Raw genomic sequence first — 22,888 nt, forward strand, 5'->3', positions numbered from 1 at the left:
TCACCGCTCCGAGTCCACCCGTTGCGGCGCTCCGCGAGCATATAGCCATCCGCACGATTCGCATAATCGCGCGGTGCGCCCCGGCCGAGAGCGAGTACGACGGCCGGCCGTACGGCCCCCGAGCCGTACGAACTCGCCTATGCCTCGGGCGCCCGGCCGGTCCGATGCCGCAGCGTCGGACCAGTCCTATGGCCTCGGGGCCGGTCGCACACCCTCGGCCTCCAGCCGGCCCCACACCTCGGCGTAGGGCCGGTCGCACACCCTCGGCCTCCAGCCGGCCCCACACCTCGGCGTAGGGCCGGTCACATGCCTCGGGCTCCGGCCCGGTCCTATACCTCGGCGTCCGGGCGGTCGTCGCTGTGGACGGGCTCCGGCAGGGTCCCGGCGTTGTGCTCGAGCAGCCGCCATCCCTTGCGGCCCTCCTGCAGCACGGACCAGGAGCAGTTGCCCAGACCGCCCAGCGCCGGCCACAGCGACTCGGGCAGCCCGAGCAGCTCGCAGATCCCGAGCCGGAGCGCGGCCCCGTGGGAGGCCACGACCAGCAGCCCGTCGTCGTCGAGCTTGGCCGCCCAGCGCCGCATGGCGCCGGCCACTCTGGTGGCCACGTCGGTGACAGGCTCTCCGTCCGGCGCCTCCCAGGCCACGTACTCCTCAGGCCAGCGCGCGGCGATCTCGTCGCGCGTCAGCCCCTCCCATTGACCACCGCCACGCTCGCGGAAGTCCTTGTCCACCGCCACGTCGAGCCCCACGACGCGTGCGAGCGCCAGCGCGGTGTCGTTGGCGCGCTGCAGGTCGGAGGAGACGATCAGGGTGGGCCGGAGCGAGGCGAGCAGGGAGGCGGCCCTGGCGGCCTGCGCCACGCCGGTCTCGTCGAGGGGGATGTCGGAATGCCCCTGGAATCGCTGCTCGACGTTCCACAAGGTCTGCCCGTGCCGCAGACAGACGATCCGCCTACTCATGCGGAGTCCTCACGGGTGATCTGGGAACCGAGATGAGAGATGCCAGTGCGGTCACGCGCGCGCCCGCTGGAGGTTGGCCTGCATGACGCTCTCCGGCAGCGAGATGGCCGGGCAGTCCTTCCACAGGCGCTCGAGCGCGTAGAACGTACGGTCTTCCTCGTGCTGGACGTGCACGACGATGTCGATGTAGTCGAGCAGCACCCAGCGGCCCTCGCGCTCGCCCTCCCGGCGCACGGGCTTGGCGTCCGCCTCGGCACGCAGCCGCTCCTCGATCTCGTCGACGATGGCTCGGACCTGGCGGTCGTTGGTGGCGGAGCAGAGCAGGAAGGCGTCAGTGATGACGAGCTGTTCGCTCACGTCGTAGGCGAGGATGTCATCGGCCAGCTTGTCGGCCGCGGCCTCCGCGGCGATGCGCACGAGCTGGGCGGCTCTGTCAGATGCGGTCACGATGCGGGTCTGTCCTCCTGTGTCGGCAGCATGCCCTTATGTTGAGGGTACCCTTCCGGGCCGAAACCCCTCACCTACGGCACGAGTCCTTCACCCCTCGCCGTGATACAGCCCCCGCTTGTTGATGTACTGGACGATGCCGTCGGGCACCAGATACCAGATCGGCTCTCCCTTGGCCACGCGTTGCCGGCACTCGGACGACGAGATGGCCAGTGCGGGAATCTCCAGCAACGTCACCCGGCCCGCGGGCAGCCCGGGATCGTGCAGCGTGTGCCCCGGCCGCGTACAGCCGACGAAGTGCGCCAGCTCGAAGAGCTCGTCGGCGTTCTGCCAGCCCAGGATGGCGCCGAGGGCGTCGGCGCCGGTGATGAAGAACAGGTCAACCTGCGGACCGTAAATTTCCGAAATATCGCGCAAAGTGTCGATAGTGAAGGTCGGCCCAGGCCGATCTACGTCCACCCGGCTCACCGAGAAACGCGGATTGGACGCGGTCGCGATGACCGTCATCAGGTAGCGGTCCTCCGGCGCCGACACCTCGCGCTCCGACTTCTGGTACGGCCGGCCGGTCGGTACGAAGACGACTTCGTCCAGGTCGAAGTGGTGAGCCACCTCGCTGGCAGCCACGAGGTGGCCGTGGTGGATGGGATCGAACGTCCCACCCATCACTCCAACTCGCCGCTTCCCCTGCACACCAGGCGCATTCATCATGAAACGGACCTTACGTGGACGCCGTACCACAACATGATGGCACCCCCCTTGGTGATGGCCGCGCATCGCTTCCGTCGCGGACGTAGCATGCCGGGCATGACGACCACCCCGGACCGCAACCGCGTCCAACTGCCCGGCATCTCGTCCCGAGCCTACGAACACCCCGCAGACCGGTCCGCCCTGGTCGCTCTGCGTAAGTTGAGTGGGTTCGACACGGTTCTCAAGCAGATGTCCGGCCTCATCAGCGAGCGCCGGCTGCGCCTGATGTACCTGGCGTCGGCCGTGCGCGTGAGCGAGACCCAGTTCCGCTCCATCTACGACATGGGCCGCGACGCCGCCTACACCCTCGACCTGCACCGGATCCCGGAGATCTACATCCAGCAGGATCCGGCGGTCCAGGCCAAGGCGATCGGCTTCGACGACCCGTTCATCGTCGTCACCACCGGTCTGCTCAACCTCATGAACGAGGAGGAGCAGCGCTTCGTCATCGGCCACGAGACCTCGCACATCCTGTCGGGGCACGCGGTCTACCGGACGATGCTCGACATCCTGACCCGCCTCGCCACCCGCGTCGCCTGGATCCCGCTCGGCTACATCGGCCTGCGGGCGATCGTCGCGGGCCTGGAGGAGTGGTACCGCAAGTCCGAGCTCTCGTCCGACCGCGGCGGCCTGCTCACGGGGCAGAACCCCGAGGCGGCCAAGCGCGCGCTGATGAAGCTGGCCGGCGGCGACTACACCCACGAGATGAACATCGAGGCGTTCCTGGAGCAGTACCAGGAATACGACACCGCGGGCGACCTTCGCGACGGCTTCCTCAAGGTCCTCAACCTGCTCGGCACCACCCACCCGTTCGCGGTGGTACGCGTGGCCGAGCTGGACAAGTGGCAGCGCAGCGGCGAGTACGACCGCATCCTGGGCGGGGACTACCCGCGCAGGGAGGACGACTCCAACGCACGAGTGACCGACGAGATCAAGGCGGCGGCCGAGTCCTACCGCGCGTCCTGGTCGCAGTCGCAGGACCCGTTCATCGGCGTTCTGCGCGACGTGGCCGAGGGCGCCGTGAACGCGGGCGAGCGCATCTTCAACCGCTTCTCGCGCCGCGACGGCGGCCAGGGCTGACCGGCCGCACCGCCGTTCGCGGCCGATCAGCTTGATCGGCCGCGAAAACCCGCCGCGATCGGCGACGCGCGGCGGGCGGAACGCACGACCCGCACCGTGAAAGGGGCAGCGGGCCGCAACCACGACCCACCTCGAAGAGCCGACGGGTCAGAGCAAGAGGGCGATGGCGCGCACGGCGGCCGCGCACAGGGCGACGAACCCGCCCAGCACGGCCAGTGCGCGCAGTCCTTCCCTACGCAGGTCAGGCAGTCGATGCCCGATCCGCTCGATCTCACGCCCGGCGAAACCGCCGCACAGCATCCCGAACACCACGCCCGCCACCGTCACGGGCGCGGGCTGCTGCCACCAGTCGGAGTCGATCACTCCTCCGCCGGTCACCCAGAGCGCGCCACCCGCGGCCAGCGCGACGGGCACGCCCGGCCACACCGCGGCGGTCGAGCCCGCGCCCACCAGGGCGAACGGGAAGAGCAGCACGCGCAGCGCCACCCGCGTACGCCGCGAGCTGCGCTTCCTGACCATCCAGTGGCTCATCCAGAGCGTACGGGTCAGCACCACGAACACCGTGGTGATGGCGATGGAGGCGATCGGCCAGATCACCGAGGTCACCACGCACGGCACGGCCAGCACGGCGAGCAGCAGCAGCGCGCCGTTACCCGCGGGCAGCGTGGTGGCCGACTCGGCCCTGAGCCCGGTCTTGCCGCGCACCTGCGGCCGGCTCCGGACGGCCGCCGCCGTGCGCTGGCGGGCCGCGGGCATCTTGGACCGCGTGGCAGCGGCCTTACCGTCCGCGCTCGCCCGGCCGCGCGGCGGCGGCACCTCGGCCCGGCTCCGGACCGCCGCGCCCTTCCCATCGGTCCCGGTACGGCTCCGAGTCGCGGCCCCGTCCGCCCCGGTACGGTTCCGCGCTCCGGTGGTCTTGCCGTCCGTACCCGGCGTGCGAGCCGCTGAGCCCTTCCCATCAGCGTTCGGCCGGGAACGCGGCGCGGGAACCTTGCTGTCCGTGTTCGCCCGGCTGCGCGCGGACTTGTTCTCCTCGGGAGTGGCACGGCCCGTCTTGCCCTCATCAGGGGCGGGCTCTGCATCGCCCGCGCTGGTGGCCCCGCTGGTTGCTCTGGCCAGCCGCGACAGCCGGTCGGCCAGCAGCGCCGCCGTGGGCCGCTTGCAGGGCTCCCGGTTGAGCGCGGCGCGCACGAGCGGCAGCAGTTCGACGGGCACGCCCTTGAGGTCGGCCTGCCCGTTCAGCACCGCGTACATCTGCGCCTCGGCCGTCCCCCGCCCGAACGTCGGCCGCCCCGTCGCCGCGAACGCCACCGTCGCCGCCCAGGCGTGCACGTCGGCAGGCGAGTCGACCTGCTCGTCGGCGAAGATCTCCGGCGCGGTGTAGCCGGGCGTGCCGAGGAACGTCCCCGTCATGGTGAGCCGGGTCGCGTCGAGCACCTGCGCGATGCCGAAGTCGATGAGCACCGGCCCCTGCGCGCCCATGATGATGTTGCCGGGCTTGAGGTCGCGGTGCACGACCCCGGCCGCGTGGATGATCGCGAGCGCCGCGGCGATGCCCTGCGCCATGTCCACGAGCTCGGACACGTCGAGGGGGCCGCTCTGGCGTACGCGGTCGAGCAGCGTGACGCCCTCGATGTGCTCCATGACCAGGTAGGGGCGGGCGCCGTTGAGGTCGGCGTCGAGCACCTTGGCCACGTACGGGCTCTCGACCCTGCGCAGCGCGCGGACCTCCCGCTCCAGCCTGACGCGGTGGGTCTGGTCTTCGGCCAGGTCGTGCAGGACCTTGAGCGCGACGCGTTCGCCGCGGCGGTTGTGGGCGAGGTAGACCTCACCCATGCCACCTCGGCCGAGCCGCTCGACCAGGGTGTACGGCCCGACCTTGCCGAGCTTAGTCACCGTCCCTCCCGCCCGGCGCGCTCATAAGGGACACAACCCTAGCGCTGGGACGCGATTCGACGCTTGCGGCACGCCGAAGGATTATCGGCGAGTGTGGTCGGAGAGCATGCTGTCGAGCCGGGCCGTGGGCGCCTCCGACAGCTGCCTGCGCCCCTTTCTGCGCCAGTTGACGTGACCCCGGCGCTCCAGCCAGAGCAGCAGCCGGTCGGTGCCGAACAGCACGGCGGCCGAGAAGACGAGGGCGACGACAATCTCCATGCCTCTCAGTCAACCCGCGCTCCCCGGCGCCGGTCAGGCCGACACGCCGGCTAACCGGCCACCACCGTGCCCTCTGACGTGCGCAAATGCCCCTCACCGGTATAGACCCACTTGGTGGAGGTGAGCTCGGGGAGCCCCATCGGGCCGCGCGCGTGCAGCTTCTGCGTGGAGATGCCGATCTCGGCCCCGAACCCGAACTCCCCGCCGTCGGTGAACCTGGTCGAGGCGTTGACCGCCACGGCCGCCGAGTCGACGAGCGAGACGAACCTGCGCGCCGCCCGTTGCGACCGGGTGACGATCGCCTCGGTGTGGGCGGAGCCGTACTTCCTGATGTGGGCCACCGCCTCCTCCAGCGAGCCGACGACGGCGGCGGCGATGTCGAGCGAGAGGTATTCGGCGTAGAAGTCGTCCTCGGTGACGGGCACGACGCCGGACCCGTGGCCGGCGACGCGCTCGTCACCGTGCACGGTCACGCCCGCCTCCGCGAGCGCCGACAGGGCCCGCGGTAGGAACGCGTCGGCGATGTCCTCGTGCACGAGGAACGTCTCGGCCGCGTTGCAGACCGACGGCCGCTGCGCCTTGGCGTTGAGCAAAATCTGCACGGCCAGATCGACGTCGGCCTCGGCGTCGACGTAGACGTGGCAGTTTCCGACGCCGGTCTCGATGACCGGCACCGTCGACTCCTCGACCACCGAGTTGATCAGCGATGCGCCGCCGCGCGGGATCAGCACGTCCACCAGGCCGCGCGCCCGCATGAGCTCCTTGACGGAGTCGCGGGTCTGCCCCGGCACGAGCTGCACGGCCCCCGCGGGGACCTCGGTGCCCTCCAGGGCGTCCTGCATGACCTTCACCAGGGCCGTGTTGGAGGAGTAGGCGCTGGAGGAGCCCCTGAGCAGCACCGCGTTGCCGCTCTTGAGGCAGAGCGCGGCGGCGTCGACGGTCACGTTGGGCCGGCCCTCGTAGATGATGCCGATGACGCCGAGCGGCACCCTGAGCTGGCGCAACTCGAGCCCGTTGGGCAGGGTGGAGCCGCGTACGACCTCGCCGATCGGGTCGGGCAGGTCGGCCACCTGGCGAACGGCCTCGGCGATCTTCCCGACCCTGGCCTCGTCCAGCCGCAGCCGGTCGATCATCGCCTCGGACGTGCCCTGCGCCCTGGCCTGCTCGACGTCCTTGGCGTTGGCCTCGACGATCTCCGCCGCGTGCGCGACCAGGGCGTCGGCGACAACACGCAGCGCCTCGTCCTTGGGCGCCCGCGGCAGTGGGGCCAGCTCGGCGGCGGCCTCTCGTGCCGCGTGGGCGACCTTCAAGAACTCTGTGCTCATTGCTCCGCTCCGCTCCGCTGTCCGGGGCTCTCCAAGCCCCGCTCTTCCCTCGTCACTCCGGTCGCTCCGCTCCCTGCGCTCCTCAGTCCAGAGCGGGGCGAGCCCCTCACGCTCATTGCTCCGCTGTCCGGGGCTCTCCAAGCCCCGCTCTTCCCTGGTCACTCCGGTCGCTCAGTCCAGAGGGGCGAGCCCTCACCTTCATGGACTCTTCCCCCGGACCGCTAGCTGTGAGTTTCCAGTATGACGATGTCGTCACGGTGGATCAGCTCGCGTTCATATTCCGGACCGAGCGCGCTCGCCAGCTCCCTGGTGGAGCGGCCGAGCAGCCCGGGGATCTCGGTGGCGTCGAAGTTGACCAGGCCGCGGGCCACCACGAGCCCCTGAGGGCCGCACAGGTCCACCGGATCGCCCGCCGCGAACTCACCCTCCACCGAGGTCACCCCGGCCGGCAGCAGCGACTTGCGCCGCGTCACGATGGCCTCCACCGCGCCCTGGTCGAGGTGGAGGCGCCCGCGTCCGGTGGTGGCGTGCGCGAGCCACAGCAGACGCGTGCCGGGGTGCCGGCCGCCGGGGTGGAAGTAGGTGCCGACATCGGCTCCGCCGAGCGCCTGGGCCGCATGAGCGGCCGCGGTGAGCACCACGGGGACCCCCGCCCCCGTGGCGATCCTGGCGGCCTGGACCTTGGTCACCATGCCACCGGTGCCGACCGCCGCGCCGTTCTTCCCCAGCTCGACGCCGACCAGGTCTTCGGGCCCGCGGATCTCCGCCAGGCGCCGGGTGCCGCTGCGACTCGGCGGGCCGTCGTAGAGCGCGTCCACGTCCGACAGCAGCACGAGCGCGTCGGCGTGGATCAGGTGGGCCACCAGGGCCGCCAGCCGGTCGTTGTCGCCGAAGCGGATCTCATCGGTGGCCACGGTGTCGTTCTCGTTGACGATGGGCACGATGCCCAGCTCGAGCAGCCGGTTGAGCGTGCGCTGGGCGTTGGCGTGGTGGACCCGCCGCATCATGTCGTCGGCGGTCAGCAGCACCTGCCCCACGCGCAGGGAGTAGCGGGCGAAGGAGGAGGTGTAGCGGGCGACGAGCACGCCCTGCCCGACGGACGCGGCCGCCTGCTGGGTAGCGAGGTCGCGCGGTCGCGCGGTCAGTCCGAGCGGGCCGAGGCCCGCCGCGATCGCCCCGGAGGAGACCAGGACGATCTGCGTCCCGGTACGGCGCCGCGCCGCCAGCACGTCCACAAGGGCGTCGACACGGTCGACGTCGATCATGCCCTGGGGGGTGGTGAGCGAGGAGGAGCCGACCTTGACAACGACCTTCGACGCTGAGCTGATCTGTTCCCGCACGTCTCGCAGCCTATCCGAGGCCGAAGAGCCCCTCGGCCGACGTCACACCCCCATCATCGCCGCGACGGCGTTCCGCCGGGCAGGCACGGCACAACGCCTCGCAACCCGCAAAGGGCCTCAGCCCAGGCGGTTGTCGGACCCTCTCGGACCCTGGCGCACGGACTCGGCGTGCAGCGTGGGCTGCCAGTCGAAGACGTAGCCGCCCTCCATCGGCCCGATGACCACCTCGGCGCCCGCGGTGGCCCCGGCCTTGGCCAGCTCCACCTCCACACCGAGCCGTTCGAGCCGGTCGGCGAGGTAGCCCACGGCCTCGTCGTTGGTGAAGTCGGTCTGCCTGATCCACCGCTCCGGCTTCTCGCCGGTGATCTGGAACAGGGTCTCGTTGACCCGCCGCACCCGGAACCCGGCGTCGCCGAGCTGCTTGGGCCTGATGACCAGCCGGGTGGGCTCCTCGACGGGCTTGTTGGCCCGGGCCGCCGCGACCCACTCGCCCATCGCGTACGTGAGCTCCCGCAGCCCTTGGTGCGTGGCGGCCGAGATCGTGAACACCCGCATCCCCCGGGCCTCGAACTCCGGCGTGACCAGCTCGGCCAGCTCCCGGGCGTCGGGCACGTCCGCCTTGTTCAGCACGACCAGCCGCGGCCGGTCCTCGAGCTTCCCGTACGCCCGCAGCTCGGCCTCGATCACCTCGAAGTCGGTGATCGGATCCCGTCCCGGCTCCATCGTGGCGCAGTCGATGACGTGCACGAGCATGTCGCACCGCTCGACGTGCCGCAGGAACTCGTGCCCGAGGCCCTTGCCCTGCGAGGCCCCTGGAATCAGCCCGGGCACGTCGGCGACGGTGAACACGGTCTCCCCGGCGGTCACCACCCCCAGGTTGGGGATCAGAGTGGTGAACGGGTAATCCGCGATCTTGGGCTTGGCCGCGCTCAACGCGGCGATCAGCGAGGACTTGCCGGCGCTCGGGAACCCGACCAACGCCACGTCCGCCACGCTCTTGAGCTCCAGCATGACGTCCAGCGCGTCCCCGGGCTCACCCAGCAGCGCGAACCCGGGCGCCTTGCGCTTGGTCGTCGCCAGGGCGGCGTTGCCGAGCCCGCCGTGGCCGCCCTCGGCGATCACGTACCGCGTACCGACGCCGACGAGATCGACCAGCACCTCACCCGTGGAGGCGTCCTTCACCACGGTGCCGTTGGGCACGGGCAGGATCACGTCTTCCCCGTTGGCTCCGTCCCTGTTCGAGCCCTGCCCCTGCTTGCCGTTCTCGGCCTTGCGATGCGGCCGGCGGTGGTACTCGAGCAGCGTCGCCGTGTTGGGGTCGACCTCGAGGATGACGTCACCGCCCCGCCCGCCGTTCCCGCCGTCGGGGCCGCCGAGCGGCTTGAACTTCTCCCGGTGGATGGAGGCGCACCCGTTCCCTCCGTCACCGGCACCGATATGAAGGACCACCTGGTCCACAAAGTCCGGCATTCCGCACTCCTCCATCCCCCTCGCGGGGGCTTCTCATCCCAACATCGGACACGCGGCGCAAATCAACGGTGCCCGGACAACAGCAAAAGGGGTGGATCGACAGCGCGATCCACCCCTAATGCAACAAACCAGGGTCGACGGAGAGGAGAGAACCTACTCCGCGACGGGAACGATGCTCACGGCCCGGCGGCCGCGCTTGACACCGAACTGCACGTGCCCGGCCGCCAGCGCGAACAGCGTGTCGTCGCCGCCACGCCCCACGTTGTCGCCGGGGTGGAAGTGGGTGCCCCGCTGGCGGACGATGATCTCGCCCGCGTTGACCAGCTGGCCACCGAAGCGCTTGACGCCCAGGCGCTGGGCGTTGGAGTCACGGCCGTTCCGGGTGGACGACGCGCCCTTCTTGTGTGCCATCTCTCAAACTCCCGATCAGGCCTGGTCGATACCGGTGATCTTCACCTGGGTGTACCGCTGGCGGTGACCCTGGCGCTTCTTGTAACCGGTCTTGTTCTTGTACTTGAGAATGCGGATCTTCGGGCCCTTGGTCTCGCCGAGAATCTCGGCGCTGACCGTGAACTTACCCGCCTCGGTGGTCACGTCGCCGTCGTTGACGACGAGCACCGTCGGCAGCGAAACCGAAGAGCCGACCTCGCCGGCGACCTTGTCCACCTCGAGGACGTCACCGACGGAGACCTTCTGCTGCCTGCCGCCGCAACGAACGATCGCGTACACCGCGGAACCCTTCTACTGACTCACTGTTGTCTCGTACATCGGCCGCCTCACGGAGAGGCGGCCGCCGAATGCTGCGCCTGTCATTCGGCCTGTCTCAAACCGACGAACCGAGTAAGCGCGCCAACAGGGCACGTCACCTGACGCACCGATTGTCTAGGGTACCGGATCAGCGGTCCCTAGGCGAACCGGACGGAACGTCGGAAGCCTGCCGAGGGCTACTCGGCCGACTTGGCTCGGCGTGAGCGTCGCCGCCCTCTGCCGGAAGTCTGGCTGGCCTGGTCGTCCTCAGCCGGGACGTCTTCAAGCGCACCGGTCACGGTATCACGGCCCGAGGTGTCCTTGGCCGCGGATACCTTGTCGGAGACCGCCTTCTCGACGGCCATCTTCCCCTGCGTGCCGCGCGGCTCCGGCTTGGTCTCGACCGGCTCCGTGGAGACGAGCAGGCCACGGCCGTTGCAGCACTCGCACGGCGTCGAGAAGGCCTCCAGCAGCCCCTGTCCGACCCGCTTACGCGTCATCTGGACCAGGCCCAGCGAGGTCACCTCGGCCACCTGGTGCTTGGTCCTGTCGCGGGCCAGGCACTCCAGCAGCCGCCGCAGCACGAGGTCGCGGTTGGACTCCAGCACCATGTCGATGAAGTCGATGACGATGATGCCGCCGATGTCACGCAGCCTGAGCTGACGCACGATCTCCTCGGCCGCCTCCAGGTTGTTCCTGGTGACGGTCTCCTCGAGGTTGCCGCCCTGGCCGGTGAACTTGCCGGTATTGACGTCGACGACGGTCATGGCCTCCGTACGGTCGATCACCAGCGAGCCACCGCTGGGCAGCCAGACCTTGCGGTCGAGCGCCTTGCCGAGCTGCTCGTCGATCCGGTACGACTCGAACACGTCGCCCTGGCCGCCGTCCCACTTCGACAGGCGCTCGCCCAGGTGCGGCGCGACGTACTTGACGTACTCGTCCACCGTGTCCCAGGCGTCGTCGCCCTGCACGACCAGCGAGGTGAAGTCCTCGTTGAAGACGTCACGAACGACCCTGATCGTCAGGTCGGGCTCGGCGGACAGCAGCTCGGGCGGGCTCGCCGACTTGGCCTTCTTCTGGATGTTCTCCCACTGGGCGGACAGCCGGGCCACGTCACGGGCCAGCTCGTCCTCGGATGCGCCCTCGGCGGCGGTACGCACGATCACGCCGGCGTTCTCCGGCATGACCTTCTTCAGGATGCTCTTGAGCCGCGTGCGCTCCTTGTCGGGCAGCTTGCGGCTGATGCCGGTCATCGACCCGTCGGGGACGTACACCAGGTAACGGCCGGGCAGGCTGATCTGCGACGTGAGCCGGGCGCCCTTGTGGCCGATCGGGTCCTTCGTGACCTGCACGAGCACCGACTGGCCCGACTTCAGCGCCGACTCGATGCGCTTGGGCTGGCCTTCCATCCCGGCGGTGTCGAAGTTCACCTCACCGGCGTACAGGACGGCGTTCCTGCCCTTGCCGATGTCCACGAACGCCGCCTCCATCGAGGGCAGCACGTTCTGGACCTTGCCGAGGTAGACGTTGCCGACGTAGGACTGGCTGGCCTCGCGGTTGACGTAGTGCTCGACGAGCACGCCGTCCTCGAGGACCGCGATCTGCGTACGGTCGCCCTGGCGGCGCACCACCATCATCCGGTCGACGGACTCGCGGCGGGCCAGGAACTCCGACTCCGTGATGATCGGCGGGCGCCTGCGCCCGAGCTCGCGCCCCTCGCGGCGGCGCTGCTTCTTGGCCTCCAGCCGGGTGGAGCCACGCACGCTCTGCACGCCGTCGGTGGCGGTGTCGAGCGTGGCCGTACGGCCGGCGCGCGGCGCGCGGATGCGGACCACCGTGTTCGGCGGGTCGTCGCTGGCCGGCTCGGTGTCCGTGTCCGAACCCCGGCGGCGACGGCGACGGCGGCGACGCGAGGAGGAACCTTCATCCTCGTCCTGGGCGGCGCCCTCCTCGGCCGGCTCCTCCTCGGAGTCCTCTTCCTGCTCATCGCCCTCGTCGGCCTCGTCACGCTCACGCGACTTGCCGCGGCCCCGGCCACCGCGCCTGCGCCTGCGGCGCCGGCCCGTGCCTTCCTCCTCCTGCTCGTCGGAGACGTCGACGTCGACCTCGTCCTCGGTCGCCGACTCGTCGACGACTTCCTCGATCTCCTCGGGCTCGGGAGCGGGCTGCGGCTCCGGCCGCCGGGTGACGGCGGGCTTGGCCTGGCTGGGATCGGGCGCCTGGAACAGCGGCGCGAAGATGGCCGCCGGCCGCTGGAACATGGTGCCGGGCTCGTCCTGCCTGCGGGCGGTCATCCCGAACGGGTCGGCGAGCAGGCTCGGGCGCACGGATTCCTCGTCGAGGTCCTCGCCCGCGGGCTCGTCGTCGAGCGGCTCGTCCTCGGGCAGGATCTCCAGGATGTCGTCATCCTCGACACCAGCGCGCGCTTCCTCGCCGACGGTCACGGCTCCGGCAGCACCCTGGCCGGCTCCGGCCGGAGCTCCAACGGCGCTCTCATCGGCACCGGCCGCCGCCTCCGCGGCGCCGGACTCGTCGACCGCCGTCGCGGGCGTCACGGCTTCTTCCGGCTCCGCCTTCTTGCGGGTCCTGCGGCGCTTCACCGGCTCGGCGGGCTCAGTGGGCGTCTCCCCCTCGGGGAGCGCCTCCGCGGCCTCCGCCTCGGCCTTCTTCGTCGTGGTACGGCGCCGCGTCGTCGTGGCGGTGGACCGGGTCCGCGTGGCCCTCTTGGGCTTCTCGGCAACCGCGTCAGCGGCCGCCTCCGCCACGGCCGCCTCCGCCACGGCCGCCTCGACCGGGCTCTCGGGCGCGGCAGGCACCCCGGCATCCACCGCACCGGTAGACGCCGTACCCGCCACATCCACCACACCGGCGGAAGCCGTACCAGCGGGAACCGCACCGGCTTCGTCAGCAGCCGCCGCGGCGGCCAGGATCTCGGGTGCGGGCTCTCCGGCAGCGCGCTGCGCGGCGTTCGTCTGCATCGCCTGCACATTCGCCACGGACGGCGCGGCCTGTGCGGCGACAACGGTGACCGGAACGGAGGCCGGCTCCTCGGGCAGCTCCGGCGGAGGACCCGCGGGGCGGCTGGCGGAGCGGCGACGTGGGGTCACCTCGGGCTGTTCAATTGTCTCCCCGTCAGGGCCAATGGCCCCGGCGTTGGGCTCGTTCTCGAGCATGCGGGCGCTCTCCCGTCAGCTCCCGGGCGCGTCGCCGCGCCGCGCAGGAGCCCTCGTGTCTCGTTGTCCGCCGGCACCTCCGATGAGGAGGCGCCGACGCCAAGTCCTGTCAGCGGTCGTGCCCCGCTCGCGCAGGGCGCTTCCTTAACCGGCGACGTGCTCACCCGCCGGTCCCGCCTCGCCGCCGCGCGTGGTATCGCGGTCCAGGTCGAGCGGGTCGGCAAGCGCACCGGTGCTGGCGTCGAGCGGCCCCTGCGCCAGCCTGGTCACCTCGGGGGGAACCGGCGGCGCGAAGTCGGCCACAAGGCGCAGCCCTGTGAGCACATCGTCGGGTCGAACGGCAGGCGTCATGTGCCGAACAACCATGCGCAGTATGACACACGGTCCTCCAAGCACCTGAGCTGCGGTTCTGTCTGCTCCCTCGGACACCGTCAGCCCCAGGACGGCCTCCCGCGCGTCGAAGCGGCGGGGACCCTTCTTGGTGAGGCGCTCGACCTCCACGGCACCTTCCGCGAGAAACTTCCCCACCGCCACCTCGGCGAGCTCGCGATCGGCACCGGGCAGCCGCACCTCCCACTCGGAGACCTCCAAGCGGTCGGCCAACGCCCCAGGACCCGCCTCCACAACGTCGAGCACATCGAGCCCAGGCGGCAGCGACCCGTCAAGGCCCCGCCTGATCTGTTCGGGGTCGCACGGCTTGGTGACGCCGAGCTCGAGGTATTCGGCTTCGCTGGCGACACCGGTCGGCGCCGCGCCCGCGTAGGAGATCTTCGGGTGGGGCGAGAAGCCAGCGCTGTAGGCCACCGGAATGCCGGCACGGCGGACCGCTCTCTCAACGGCCCGCGAGATGTCGCGGTGGCTGGTGAAGCGCAGGCGGCCGCGCTTGGCGTAACGCACGCGAAGGCGCTGCACCGTGGGCGCGGGCGGAGGCCCTTCGGGAACAGGTTTCAGAGCTTGTCGTCCTTCCCTTGTAAGAGTTCCTTCGTCTCAGGATAAGCCGCCCTGACGCGTGTACGTGTACGCCGAGGCACGGGCTGCCCACTGAGCGCGCTAGACCACCGTAAGGGGAAGGAGTTTCCGCCCCGTGGGGCCGATCTGAATTTCCGTGCCCATCGTCGGGCAGACGCCGCAGTCGTAGCAAGGAGTCCAGCGGCAGTCTTCGACCTCACCGCCGGAAACGGCCTCCTGCCAGTCCTGCCAGAGCCATTCGCGATCGAGCCCGGCGTCGAGGTGATCCCACGGCAGGACTTCGTTCTCCTCACGCTCACGCGTGGTGTACCAGTCGACGTCGACGCCGGCCTTCTCGGCCGCCGCCATCCAGCGCTCGTAGGAGAAGTGCTCGCTCCAGCCGTCGAACCTGCCGCCGTCCTCCCAGACGGCGCGGATCACGGCGCCGACCCGGCGGTCGCCGCGCGAGAGCAGGCCCTCCACGATCGAAGGCTTTCCGTCGTGGTAGCGGTAGCCGATGGCCCTGCCGTACTCCTTGTCGCCTCTGAGCGCCTCACGCAGCGCCTTGAGCCGCCGGTCGACGGTCTCGTGGTCGGCCTGACCCGCCCACTGGAACGGCGTGTGCGGCTTGGGCACGAAGCCGCCGATGGAGACCGTGCAGCGGATGTCGCGGCTGCCGGTCGCCTCACGGCCCGCCTTGATGACCTTCTTGGCCAGGTCGGCGATGCCGAGCACGTCCTCGTCCATCTCGGTGGGCAGCCCGCACATGAAGTAGAGCTTGACCTGGCGCCACCCCTGCGAATAGGCCGTGGTGACGGTGCGGATCAGGTCTTCCTCGGTGACCATCTTGTTGATCACCTTGCGCATGCGCTCGGAGCCGCCCTCGGGCGCGAACGTCAGGCCCGAGCGCCTGCCGTTCCTGGAGAACTCGTTGGCCAGGTCGATGTTGAACGCGTCGACCCTGGTCGAGGGGAGCGACAGCGAGGTGTTGGTGCCCTCGTAGCGGTCGGCCAGGCCCTTGGCGACGTCGCCGATCTCGGAGTGGTCGGCCGACGACAGCGACAGCAGACCGACCTCGTTGAAGCCGGACTCCTTGATGCCGTTCTCGACCATGGCCCCGATCGTGGTGATCGAGCGCTCCCGCACCGGACGCGTGATCATGCCGGCCTGGCAGAACCTGCAGCCGCGGGTGCAGCCGCGGAAGATCTCCACGCTGAACCGCTCGTGCACCGTCTCGGCCAGCGGGACCAGTGGCTTCTTCGGGTACGGCCACTCGTCGAGGTCCATCACGGTGTGCTTGTGCACCCGCCACGGCACTTCGGGCCTGTTGGGCGCGACGCGCTTGATGCGGCCGTCCGGGTGGTAGTCGACATCGTAGAACTTCGGGACATAAACCCCGCCGGACTCGGCGAGCCGCATCAGCAGCTCGTCGCGGCCGCCCGGTCTGCCCTCGGCCTTCCACTCGCGGATGACCTCGCTGATCGCGATGGAGATCTGCTCGCCGTCACCGAGCACGGCCGCGTCGAGGAAGTCGGCGATCGGCTCGGGGTTGAAGGCCGCGTGGCCGCCGGCGAGCACGATCGGGTCGTCCTCGCCCCGCTCCCTGGCGAGCAGCGGAATGCCCGCCAGGTCGAGGGCGGTCAGCATGTTGGTGTAGCCGAGCTCGGTCGAGAACGACAGCCCGAGCACGTCGAAGGCGCGCACCGGCCGGTGCGCGTCGACGGTGAACTGCGGGACGCCCTCGGCCCGCATGAGCGCCTCGAGATCCGGCCAGACCGCGTAGGTGCGCTCGGCCAGCGTGCGGGGCAGCTCGTTGAGGATCTCGTAGAGGATCGCCACACCCTGGTTGGGCAGCCCGACCTCGTAGGCGTCCGGGTACATCAGCGCCCACCGCACGTCGGCGGAGTCCCAGTCCTTCACGGTCGAGTTGAGCTCACCTCCGACGTACTGGATGGGCTTCTGCACCTTGGGCAGCAGCGCTTCCAGGCGGGGGAAAATCGACTCGACAGGCATACCGTCCAGCGTAGCGGCGGTCAGACGGTGGCAGGTCCGGTCAGACGGTGGCGGGGCCGGGCCGCGCCGAGAACATGTCTCAATTGAACGACTGTCTTCGCACTCTGATGGCCTGCAGAAGCCCGATCGCAATGAGATTCGCAAATGTGGCGGTGCCGCCGTACGAGACGAACGGCAACGGAAGCCCCGTGATGGGCATGATCCCGATCGTCATCCCCACATTGACGAACGTCTGGAACGCGAACCAGCACACGATCATCCCCGCGACCAGCGTTCCGAACCTGTCATCGCACTGCCTGGCGATCTTCAGCCCGCGTATCAGCACCACCCCGAGCAGCAGGACGACCGTCACGGACCCGAGGAACCCGAACTCCTCCCCCGCCACGGTGAAGATGAAGTCGGTGTGCTGCTCGGGCACGAACCTGCCGGTCGTCTGCCCGCCCCCGAGCAGACCCTTGCCCAGCAACTGCCCGGAGCCGATGGCGATGATCGACTGCGTGCTGTTGTAGCCGACGCCGCGCGGGTCGACGCTCGGATCGACGAACGCCGTGAACCGCGCCACCTGATACGGTTCGAGCAACTGGAAGTAGAACACCGAGAACACCCCGGCCACCCCCAGCATCGCCAACGCCGCGATCCACCGCTTGCGCACGCCCGCGACGATGAGCCCGGCGGCCGTGATCACCGCCAGCACCAGCGCCGTCCCGAGGTCGGGCTGGAGCATCACCAGCCCCATCGTGACCAGGGCGGCGATGAGCGCCAGCCACACGTCGAGCCCGCGCGGCCGATCGCTGCCCTCTCCGGGCTGGGCCAGCAGCATCGCGATGACCAGCAGCAGTCCGACCTTGGCGAACTCGGACGGCTGCACCGCGAATCCCCCGCCGAGCAGGATCCACGAGTGCGAGCCGTTGATGGTCGCGCCCAACGGCGTGATCACCAGGCCCAGCCCTATGAGCGACACCACGTACACCACGGGCGCGTACGCCCGCATGGCCCGATGATCGACCATGGCCACGACGGCGCACAGCACCACCCCGATGACCTCGTTGAACACGTGCTTCTTGACCAGGCCCGTGGATCCCGGCGCCCAGGTCCTGGTGGAGGACCACACGAGCAGCGTCCCGATCACGCACAGCCCGGCCACCGCGACCAGCATCAGCCCGTCGAGCCTGCGCACCGTCGAGTTCTCGGCGGTCACCCGCCGCAGCAGCGAGGGCCGCCGGATGGCCGCCGCACGGTCGATCATCTCCGACCCCCCGTCTCACCAGCCGCGCGGTCGACCAGCCAGCCGACCGCGCACCCGACCACCCACCCGGCCGCGCAGCCGACCACCCACCGCACGACCCCACGACCGGCCAACCGCCGCACGACCCCACGACCGGCCATCCACCGGCCATCGCCGCGCCCACCGGCACCAGAGCGCCCGCCACGGCCCGCCACAGCGTTCACTCCCTGGGCACACGCCTCCTGAGTACCCGTCCCCCGGACGCTCGCCTCCTGAGTACCCGTCCCCCGGACGCTCGCCTCCTGAGTACCCGTCCCCCGGACGCTCGCCTTCTGGGCACCCGTCCCCCGGGCGCTCATCCTCCGGCCACCGTTCCGTCGGGCGAGAACCGGGGCAGCCTCGTCGTGAGCTTCCCGCCGGGCACGGCCGGGGGCCGCTTGATGCCGTAGATCCCCTCATAGATCTCCCGCACCGCGGGCGCCGCCGTCTCCGCGCCCATCCCACCCTGCGAGACCATGACCACGACCACGTACTGCGGGTTGTTGGTCGGCGCGAACGACGCGAACCACGAGGTGTCCTTCTTGCCCCACACCTCCGCGGTACCGGTCTTGCCACCGATGCGGATCTTGTTCATGGGGAAACCCGCGAAGGCCCCCGCGGCGGTGCCGTCGGAGGGAACGTCGCTCAGCGCGTTCTTGATGTACAGGCGCTCTTTGTCGGAGATCGGCAGCTTGCCCACCACCGGCACGGGGATGGTCTTGACCACCGTGCCGTCGGGCCGCACCTGCGCCCAGCCGATACGCGGGCTGCGCAGCTTCCCGTCGCTCACCAGCGCCATGTACGCCCGGGCGAGCTGCATCGGCGTCACCAGCACGTCGCCCTGGCCGATGGCGAAGTTGGCCGAGTCACCCGGCCGGAGCAGGAACCCCTCGGTGCAGTTCTCCAGCGCCAGCCGCTTGAGGAAGTCGGCCCGCGCCCGGTCCTTGACCTCCGGATATCCCTTGCGGGACCGCTCGCAGGTCACGGCGTTGGTCCGGTTCCACAGGTCCTTCTTCCACGCCCGGTCGGGGATGCGCCCTGAGGACTCGCCGGGCAGGTCCACCCCGGTCGGGCTGCCGAACCCGAACGCCCTGGCGGTGTTGGCGAACACCTCCTTCGTGTCCTTCTTCGGATTGCGCCCGCCGTCCTTGAGGTACTGCTCGTACGCGGCCCGGTAGAAGATCGTGTCGCACGACTTGACCAGCGCGGTGTGCAGGTTCATCGAGCCCAGCCCGATGCCGTGGAAGTTGTTGAAGGCGCGGTCGCCCACCATGTAGGAGCCGGGGCAGTCGTAGGTGCCGTTCAGCGGGTATCCGGACCGCAGCATCGCCGACACCGACGAGATCTTGAACGTCGAGCCGGGCGCGAACTGGCCGTTGATCGCCCGCGACACGAGCGGGTTGCCGGACTTGTCCGACAGCAGCCACTGGTATCCGCGCGTGGAGATCCCGCCCGCCCAGATCGCCGGGTCGTACCCGGGCGCGCTGGCCAGCGCCACCACCCGTCCGGTACGCGCGTCGAGCACCACCCCCGCGCCGCCGTCGGCCCCCGGCGCCGACTTCATCGCCCTGGCCAGCGCCTTCTCCACCACGCCCTGCACCCGCGAGTCGATGCTGGTCACCAGATGGTCGCCGGGGATCGGCGTGATCTGCTCCTCGACCCCGAGCGCCTTGCCCATCCTGTCGACCTGGACCCTGCGCAGCCCCGACTTGCCACGCAGCGCGTCGTCGTAGACGTACTCGAGCCCGTCCCGCCCGGCCAGGTCCACCCCGGAGAAGCTGGCCTTCAGGCCCTCCCGCTTCTCCAGCTCCGCCTCGGTGACCGGCTGCAGGTAGCCGAGCATCTGCGCCCCGGCCCGTCCGCCGGGGTACTGCCTGACGGAGTGGATCTCCGCCGTCACCCCGGGAAACTCCTCCTGCCGCTCGAGGATCTGCAGCGCCTCCCGGGTGTCCACCTTCTCGTCCAGTGGGACAGGTTGGTACGGCGATCCCGTCCAGCACGGCTTGGACACCCCGGGCCCGCACGGCGTGATGCGCTGCTGCAGGTCCTTGACCGGCCTGCCGAGCACGGCCGACAACTTGCGCAGCACCGAGAGACCGCCGTCGGGCATCCTGGTCAGCCTGGTCCTGTCCACGGACACGACCAGCGCGGTCCTGTTGCGTACCAGCGGCCGCCCATGTGAGTCGAGGATCTGCCCGCGCACCGCCGGCACGATCACGGCCCGCGTCCTGGTCTCCGTCGCCCGCGTCACGAACTCGCGCCCGCGTACGACCTGCACCTGCCACAACCGCACGGCCAGCACGACGAGCATCATCACCACGAGCACGTGCAACGCCAGCAGCCTGGCCCGCATCCTGATCATGTCGAGAACCTCGCCTCCCTGCCCCGCGTGGTCAGCCAGATCACTAGGGGAGAAACGAGCAGCGTGTAGACGACGGTGACAGGCACCTGGCCGGTCAGCATCGACAGTGTCATCCGGGGATCGGAGAGAAGCTCGACCACGAACGCCGCCAGCAACGGCGCCATCAGCACGCACAGCACCACCGTCGTCACCGGCCCGCCCGCGCCCCGCCCGGCGACATAGCCGACGACGGCCAGCACGAACGCGTACTGCCCCAAGAGATGAGCGGTGGGCGGCATGACGTCGGCGAGCAGCCCGGCACAGAACCCGAGCACCGCCCCGTACGGCGCACCCCGCCCCATGGCCGCGCCGATCACCGCCAGCAGCACCAGATCGGGAGCGCCCCCGCCCGGCAGGGACACCCGGTTGACCAGCATGACCTGCGCAAGCAAGGCCAGCAACACGGACAACCCGCCGATCACCGCGCCCCCTCCCGGGAACTCCTCACCATCCGACACCCGGCCACCCGCACCGACGCCCGCCCAGCCCCGGACGTGGGCACCGGCACCGACACCGACACCCGCCCGACACCAGACCTGACCACCGGCACCGCCGACCGACCGACACCGCGCCCGGCCCGCACCGCCGACCGCCCACCGCCGGGCGCAGCCGTCGAGTCCGCTCCAGACGCCGCCACAACCCCTCTCACGCACGCGGCAGAAGCCGGCCAGATGGAACGCTCCACATGCTCCCCACAAGCGCCCACACAGCCGCCACAGCTCCAGCAGCCGCCACCCCACCCCTTCGGGGGCAAGGGCCAGGAGCCAGACCGCCTCCCGATCACCGCGATCCCTCCTTCTTGGTCGGCTGCACCACGTCACGTGGGGTCCGCTGGGGCGCCTCCACCACCACACCGACCACGTCGAGCGCCGTCAGGTCCGCAAACGGCCGGGCGTACGCGATGCGCGTCAGCTCCCCCGGCGTCAGCTCCACCCGTTCGATCACCCCGATCGGCACTCCGGGCATGTACGGGCTGCCGTTCTGCGAACCGAAGCTGACGATCCGCGCCCCCCGGGTCAGCGGCGCCGTGGAGTCGAGGAGCCGGAACTGGACAAGCCGCCCGTGCTCCCCCACCCCGTGCACCACCCCGATCTCCTTGCCGCCCTCCAGCCGCGCCCCGGCGGCCGAGGCGGGGTCGCTGAGCAGCACGACCGTCGAGGTGTGCGGGGACGTACGGATGACGCGCCCGACCAGCCCGTCGCCATTGAGCACGGTCATCTCGGACCGGATCCCGTCGCTCGCGCCCGCGTCGATCTGGACGGCGTCCTCAAAGCCGGGCAGGCCGCGCCTGGCGACCACGTTGGCCGGCACCACCTTGAATCCAGCCGTCCCCGTCAGCCCGAGCAGCTGTTTGAGCTCCTTGGAGCGGGTCGCGTCGAGCTTTCCTGCCACCAGTTCGTTGCGCAACCGGGCGTTCTCCGCCTTGAGCGCGTCGATGCGCTCCTGGGCGCTCGGCGCGCTCACGACAGCGCCCACGAACCCTCCGACGGGCCGCACCAGCCCTCCGCCGAACTGCTCCGCCGTGCCGAACACATAGGCCGCAGCCGAACGCAGCGGCCTCAGCGGCGAGCTGTCCCCGGCACGGTGGTCGACGGTCAGGATGACCAGGGCCGCCATCAGCAGCCCTCCGAGGATCAGCCGGGCACGGCGCGAGTCCCTCATCAGTGTCGCGACTCCGGCACCAAGACCTGCTGGAGCGCCTCGAACTCCTCGGCGCACTTGCCGGAACCGATGGCCACCGAGTCGAGAGCGTTCTCGACGAGGTGGACGGGCATGCCCGTCTCGGCCTTGACCCGCTCGTCCAGCCCTTTGAGCAGGGCGCCGCCGCCGGTGAGCGCTATGCCGCGGTCCATGATGTCGCCGGACAGCTCGGGCGGGCACTTGTCGAGCGTGGTCTTGACGGCGTCGACGATCGCGTTGACCGGCTCCTCGATGGCCTTCCTGATCTCCCCGCTCGACACGACGATGGTCTTGGGCAACCCGCTGACCAGGTCACGCCCGCGGATCTCCGCGTGCGACTCCTCCCCGTCCGGGGAGGCCGAGCCGATGGCGATCTTGATCTCCTCGGCGGTGCGCTCGCCGAGCATCAGCGAGAACTCCTTCTTCGCGAACGAGATCACCGCCTGGTCGAGCTCGTCGCCGCCGATCCTGATCGACTGGCTGGTGACCACGCCGCCCATCGAGATGATCGCCACCTCGGTGGTGCCCCCGCCGATGTCGACCACCATGTTTCCGGTCGGCTCGTGCACCGGCAGACCGGCCCCGATGGCGGCCGCCATGGGCTCCTCGACGATGTAGACCTTCCTGGCGCCCGCCTGGTATCCGGCCTCCTTGACCGCGCGCTGCTCGACGCTGGTGATCCCGCTCGGCACGGCGATGATGATGCGCGGCTTGGCGAGGTGCCGGCGTCGGTGCACCCGTTGAATGAAATATCGCAGCATTCGCTCGGTGACGTCGAAGTCGGCGATCACGCCGTCCTTGAGCGGCCGGACGGCGACGATGTTGCCGGGCGTACGACCGATCATCCGCTTGGCTTCGATGCCAACGGCGACGATCTTGCCGGTGGCGGTGTTGATCGCTACGACTGACGGCTCGTTGAGGACGATGCCCCGGCCGCGCACGTAGACCAACGTGTTGGCGGTGCCCAGGTCGACCGCCATATCACGGCCGAGAAACGCGAGCTTGCTGCCCATGGGGAACGGAGCCCTCCGTAACGTCGTTCGCGAATGACTACGGATCGAATTCGAATCGTAACGTGACGTACCCACCGAGGGGCGCAATGAGCCCTCGCGCCCCACAAAAATCTCCAGCCGCTACCTC

The 22,888-nt window shown here is 70.1% G+C and carries 19 protein-coding genes; 1 reads left to right on the top strand and 18 read right to left on the bottom strand.

From position 1 onward, the window contains the following. Positions 1-329: 329 nt before the first annotated feature. The 3 genes from ABD830_RS20585 to nadD all read right to left on the bottom strand — a co-directional run bounded on the left by ABD830_RS20585 (position 330) and on the right by nadD (position 2,114). Complete coding sequence (locus ABD830_RS20585) at positions 330-959, bottom strand: histidine phosphatase family protein (RefSeq protein ID WP_344989553.1); 630 nt, start codon at positions 957-959, stop codon at positions 330-332. Positions 960-1,010: 51 nt separating this feature from the next. Further along, on the bottom strand, positions 1,011-1,406 hold the full coding sequence (gene rsfS, locus ABD830_RS20590; RefSeq protein ID WP_344989555.1) for a ribosome silencing factor: 396 nt from the start codon (positions 1,404-1,406) through the stop codon (positions 1,011-1,013). Positions 1,407-1,496: 90 nt separating this feature from the next. Further along, complete coding sequence (nadD, locus tag ABD830_RS20595) at positions 1,497-2,114, bottom strand: nicotinate-nucleotide adenylyltransferase (RefSeq protein ID WP_344989558.1); 618 nt, start codon at positions 2,112-2,114, stop codon at positions 1,497-1,499. Positions 2,115-2,201: 87 nt separating this feature from the next. Between nadD and ABD830_RS20600 the strand changes: the two genes are divergently transcribed. After that, a complete protein-coding gene (locus ABD830_RS20600) occupies positions 2,202-3,233 on the top strand; it encodes a M48 family metallopeptidase (RefSeq protein ID WP_378520863.1) in 1,032 nt (343 codons plus the stop codon). A gap of 147 nt (positions 3,234-3,380) precedes the next feature. Here the strand turns inward: ABD830_RS20600 and ABD830_RS20605 are convergent, their stop codons facing one another. The 15 genes from ABD830_RS20605 to ABD830_RS20675 all read right to left on the bottom strand — a co-directional run bounded on the left by ABD830_RS20605 (position 3,381) and on the right by ABD830_RS20675 (position 22,761). Then, positions 3,381-5,129 carry a serine/threonine-protein kinase gene (locus ABD830_RS20605; protein WP_344989564.1) on the bottom strand — a complete coding sequence of 583 codons (1,749 nt, stop codon included), beginning with the start codon at positions 5,127-5,129 and terminating at the stop codon, positions 3,381-3,383. A gap of 81 nt (positions 5,130-5,210) precedes the next feature. Continuing rightward, the gene (locus ABD830_RS20610; RefSeq protein WP_344989568.1) at positions 5,211-5,387 is read right to left on the bottom strand and encodes a hypothetical protein; all 177 of its coding nucleotides are present in this window, start codon (positions 5,385-5,387) and stop codon (positions 5,211-5,213) included. Positions 5,388-5,437: 50 nt separating this feature from the next. Further along, positions 5,438-6,712, bottom strand: a complete 1,275-nt coding sequence (locus ABD830_RS20615; protein WP_344989571.1) for a glutamate-5-semialdehyde dehydrogenase — start codon at positions 6,710-6,712, stop codon at positions 5,438-5,440. 221 nt (positions 6,713-6,933) lie between these two features. Then, positions 6,934-8,052, bottom strand: coding sequence for a glutamate 5-kinase (proB, locus tag ABD830_RS20620; RefSeq protein WP_378520862.1), 1,119 nt, complete (start codon positions 8,050-8,052; stop codon positions 6,934-6,936). A gap of 117 nt (positions 8,053-8,169) precedes the next feature. After that, complete coding sequence (gene obgE / locus ABD830_RS20625; protein WP_344989574.1) at positions 8,170-9,522, bottom strand: GTPase ObgE; 1,353 nt, start codon at positions 9,520-9,522, stop codon at positions 8,170-8,172. A gap of 153 nt (positions 9,523-9,675) precedes the next feature. Beyond that, complete coding sequence (gene rpmA, locus ABD830_RS20630) at positions 9,676-9,933, bottom strand: 50S ribosomal protein L27 (RefSeq protein ID WP_012893687.1); 258 nt, start codon at positions 9,931-9,933, stop codon at positions 9,676-9,678. Positions 9,934-9,948: 15 nt separating this feature from the next. Then, a complete protein-coding gene (rplU, locus tag ABD830_RS20635; protein WP_049575732.1) occupies positions 9,949-10,251 on the bottom strand; it encodes a 50S ribosomal protein L21 in 303 nt (100 codons plus the stop codon). A 215-nt stretch (positions 10,252-10,466) separates the two neighbouring features. Then, positions 10,467-13,442: an Rne/Rng family ribonuclease gene (locus tag ABD830_RS20640; protein WP_344989587.1), complete on the bottom strand. Its 2,976-nt coding sequence runs from the start codon at positions 13,440-13,442 to the stop codon at positions 10,467-10,469. Between the two features lie 144 nt (positions 13,443-13,586). After that, the gene (locus tag ABD830_RS20645; protein WP_344989590.1) at positions 13,587-14,339 is read right to left on the bottom strand and encodes a TIGR03936 family radical SAM-associated protein; all 753 of its coding nucleotides are present in this window, start codon (positions 14,337-14,339) and stop codon (positions 13,587-13,589) included. A gap of 153 nt (positions 14,340-14,492) precedes the next feature. Beyond that, entirely contained in the window at positions 14,493-16,403 is a 1,911-nt protein-coding gene (locus ABD830_RS20650) for a TIGR03960 family B12-binding radical SAM protein (RefSeq protein ID WP_344989592.1), read from the bottom strand. Positions 16,404-16,482: 79 nt separating this feature from the next. Beyond that, the gene (gene rodA / locus ABD830_RS20655; RefSeq protein WP_344989595.1) at positions 16,483-17,649 is read right to left on the bottom strand and encodes a rod shape-determining protein RodA; all 1,167 of its coding nucleotides are present in this window, start codon (positions 17,647-17,649) and stop codon (positions 16,483-16,485) included. Positions 17,650-17,983: 334 nt separating this feature from the next. Next, entirely contained in the window at positions 17,984-20,029 is a 2,046-nt protein-coding gene (gene mrdA / locus ABD830_RS20660) for a penicillin-binding protein 2 (RefSeq protein ID WP_344989598.1), read from the bottom strand. Next, positions 20,026-20,526: a rod shape-determining protein MreD gene (gene mreD / locus ABD830_RS20665; RefSeq protein ID WP_344989602.1), complete on the bottom strand. Its 501-nt coding sequence runs from the start codon at positions 20,524-20,526 to the stop codon at positions 20,026-20,028. Before mreD ends, mrdA begins: the two co-directional genes overlap by 4 nt. A gap of 322 nt (positions 20,527-20,848) precedes the next feature. Further along, positions 20,849-21,730, bottom strand: a complete 882-nt coding sequence (mreC, locus tag ABD830_RS20670; RefSeq protein WP_344989605.1) for a rod shape-determining protein MreC — start codon at positions 21,728-21,730, stop codon at positions 20,849-20,851. Beyond that, positions 21,730-22,761, bottom strand: a complete 1,032-nt coding sequence (locus ABD830_RS20675) for a rod shape-determining protein (protein WP_344989608.1) — start codon at positions 22,759-22,761, stop codon at positions 21,730-21,732. Before ABD830_RS20675 ends, mreC begins: the two co-directional genes overlap by 1 nt. Between the last annotated feature and the right edge of the window lie 127 nt (positions 22,762-22,888).

It is taken from the genome of Nonomuraea helvata, assembly GCF_039535785.1.
GTDB classification, from domain to species: Bacteria; Actinomycetota; Actinomycetes; order Streptosporangiales; family Streptosporangiaceae; genus Nonomuraea; species Nonomuraea helvata.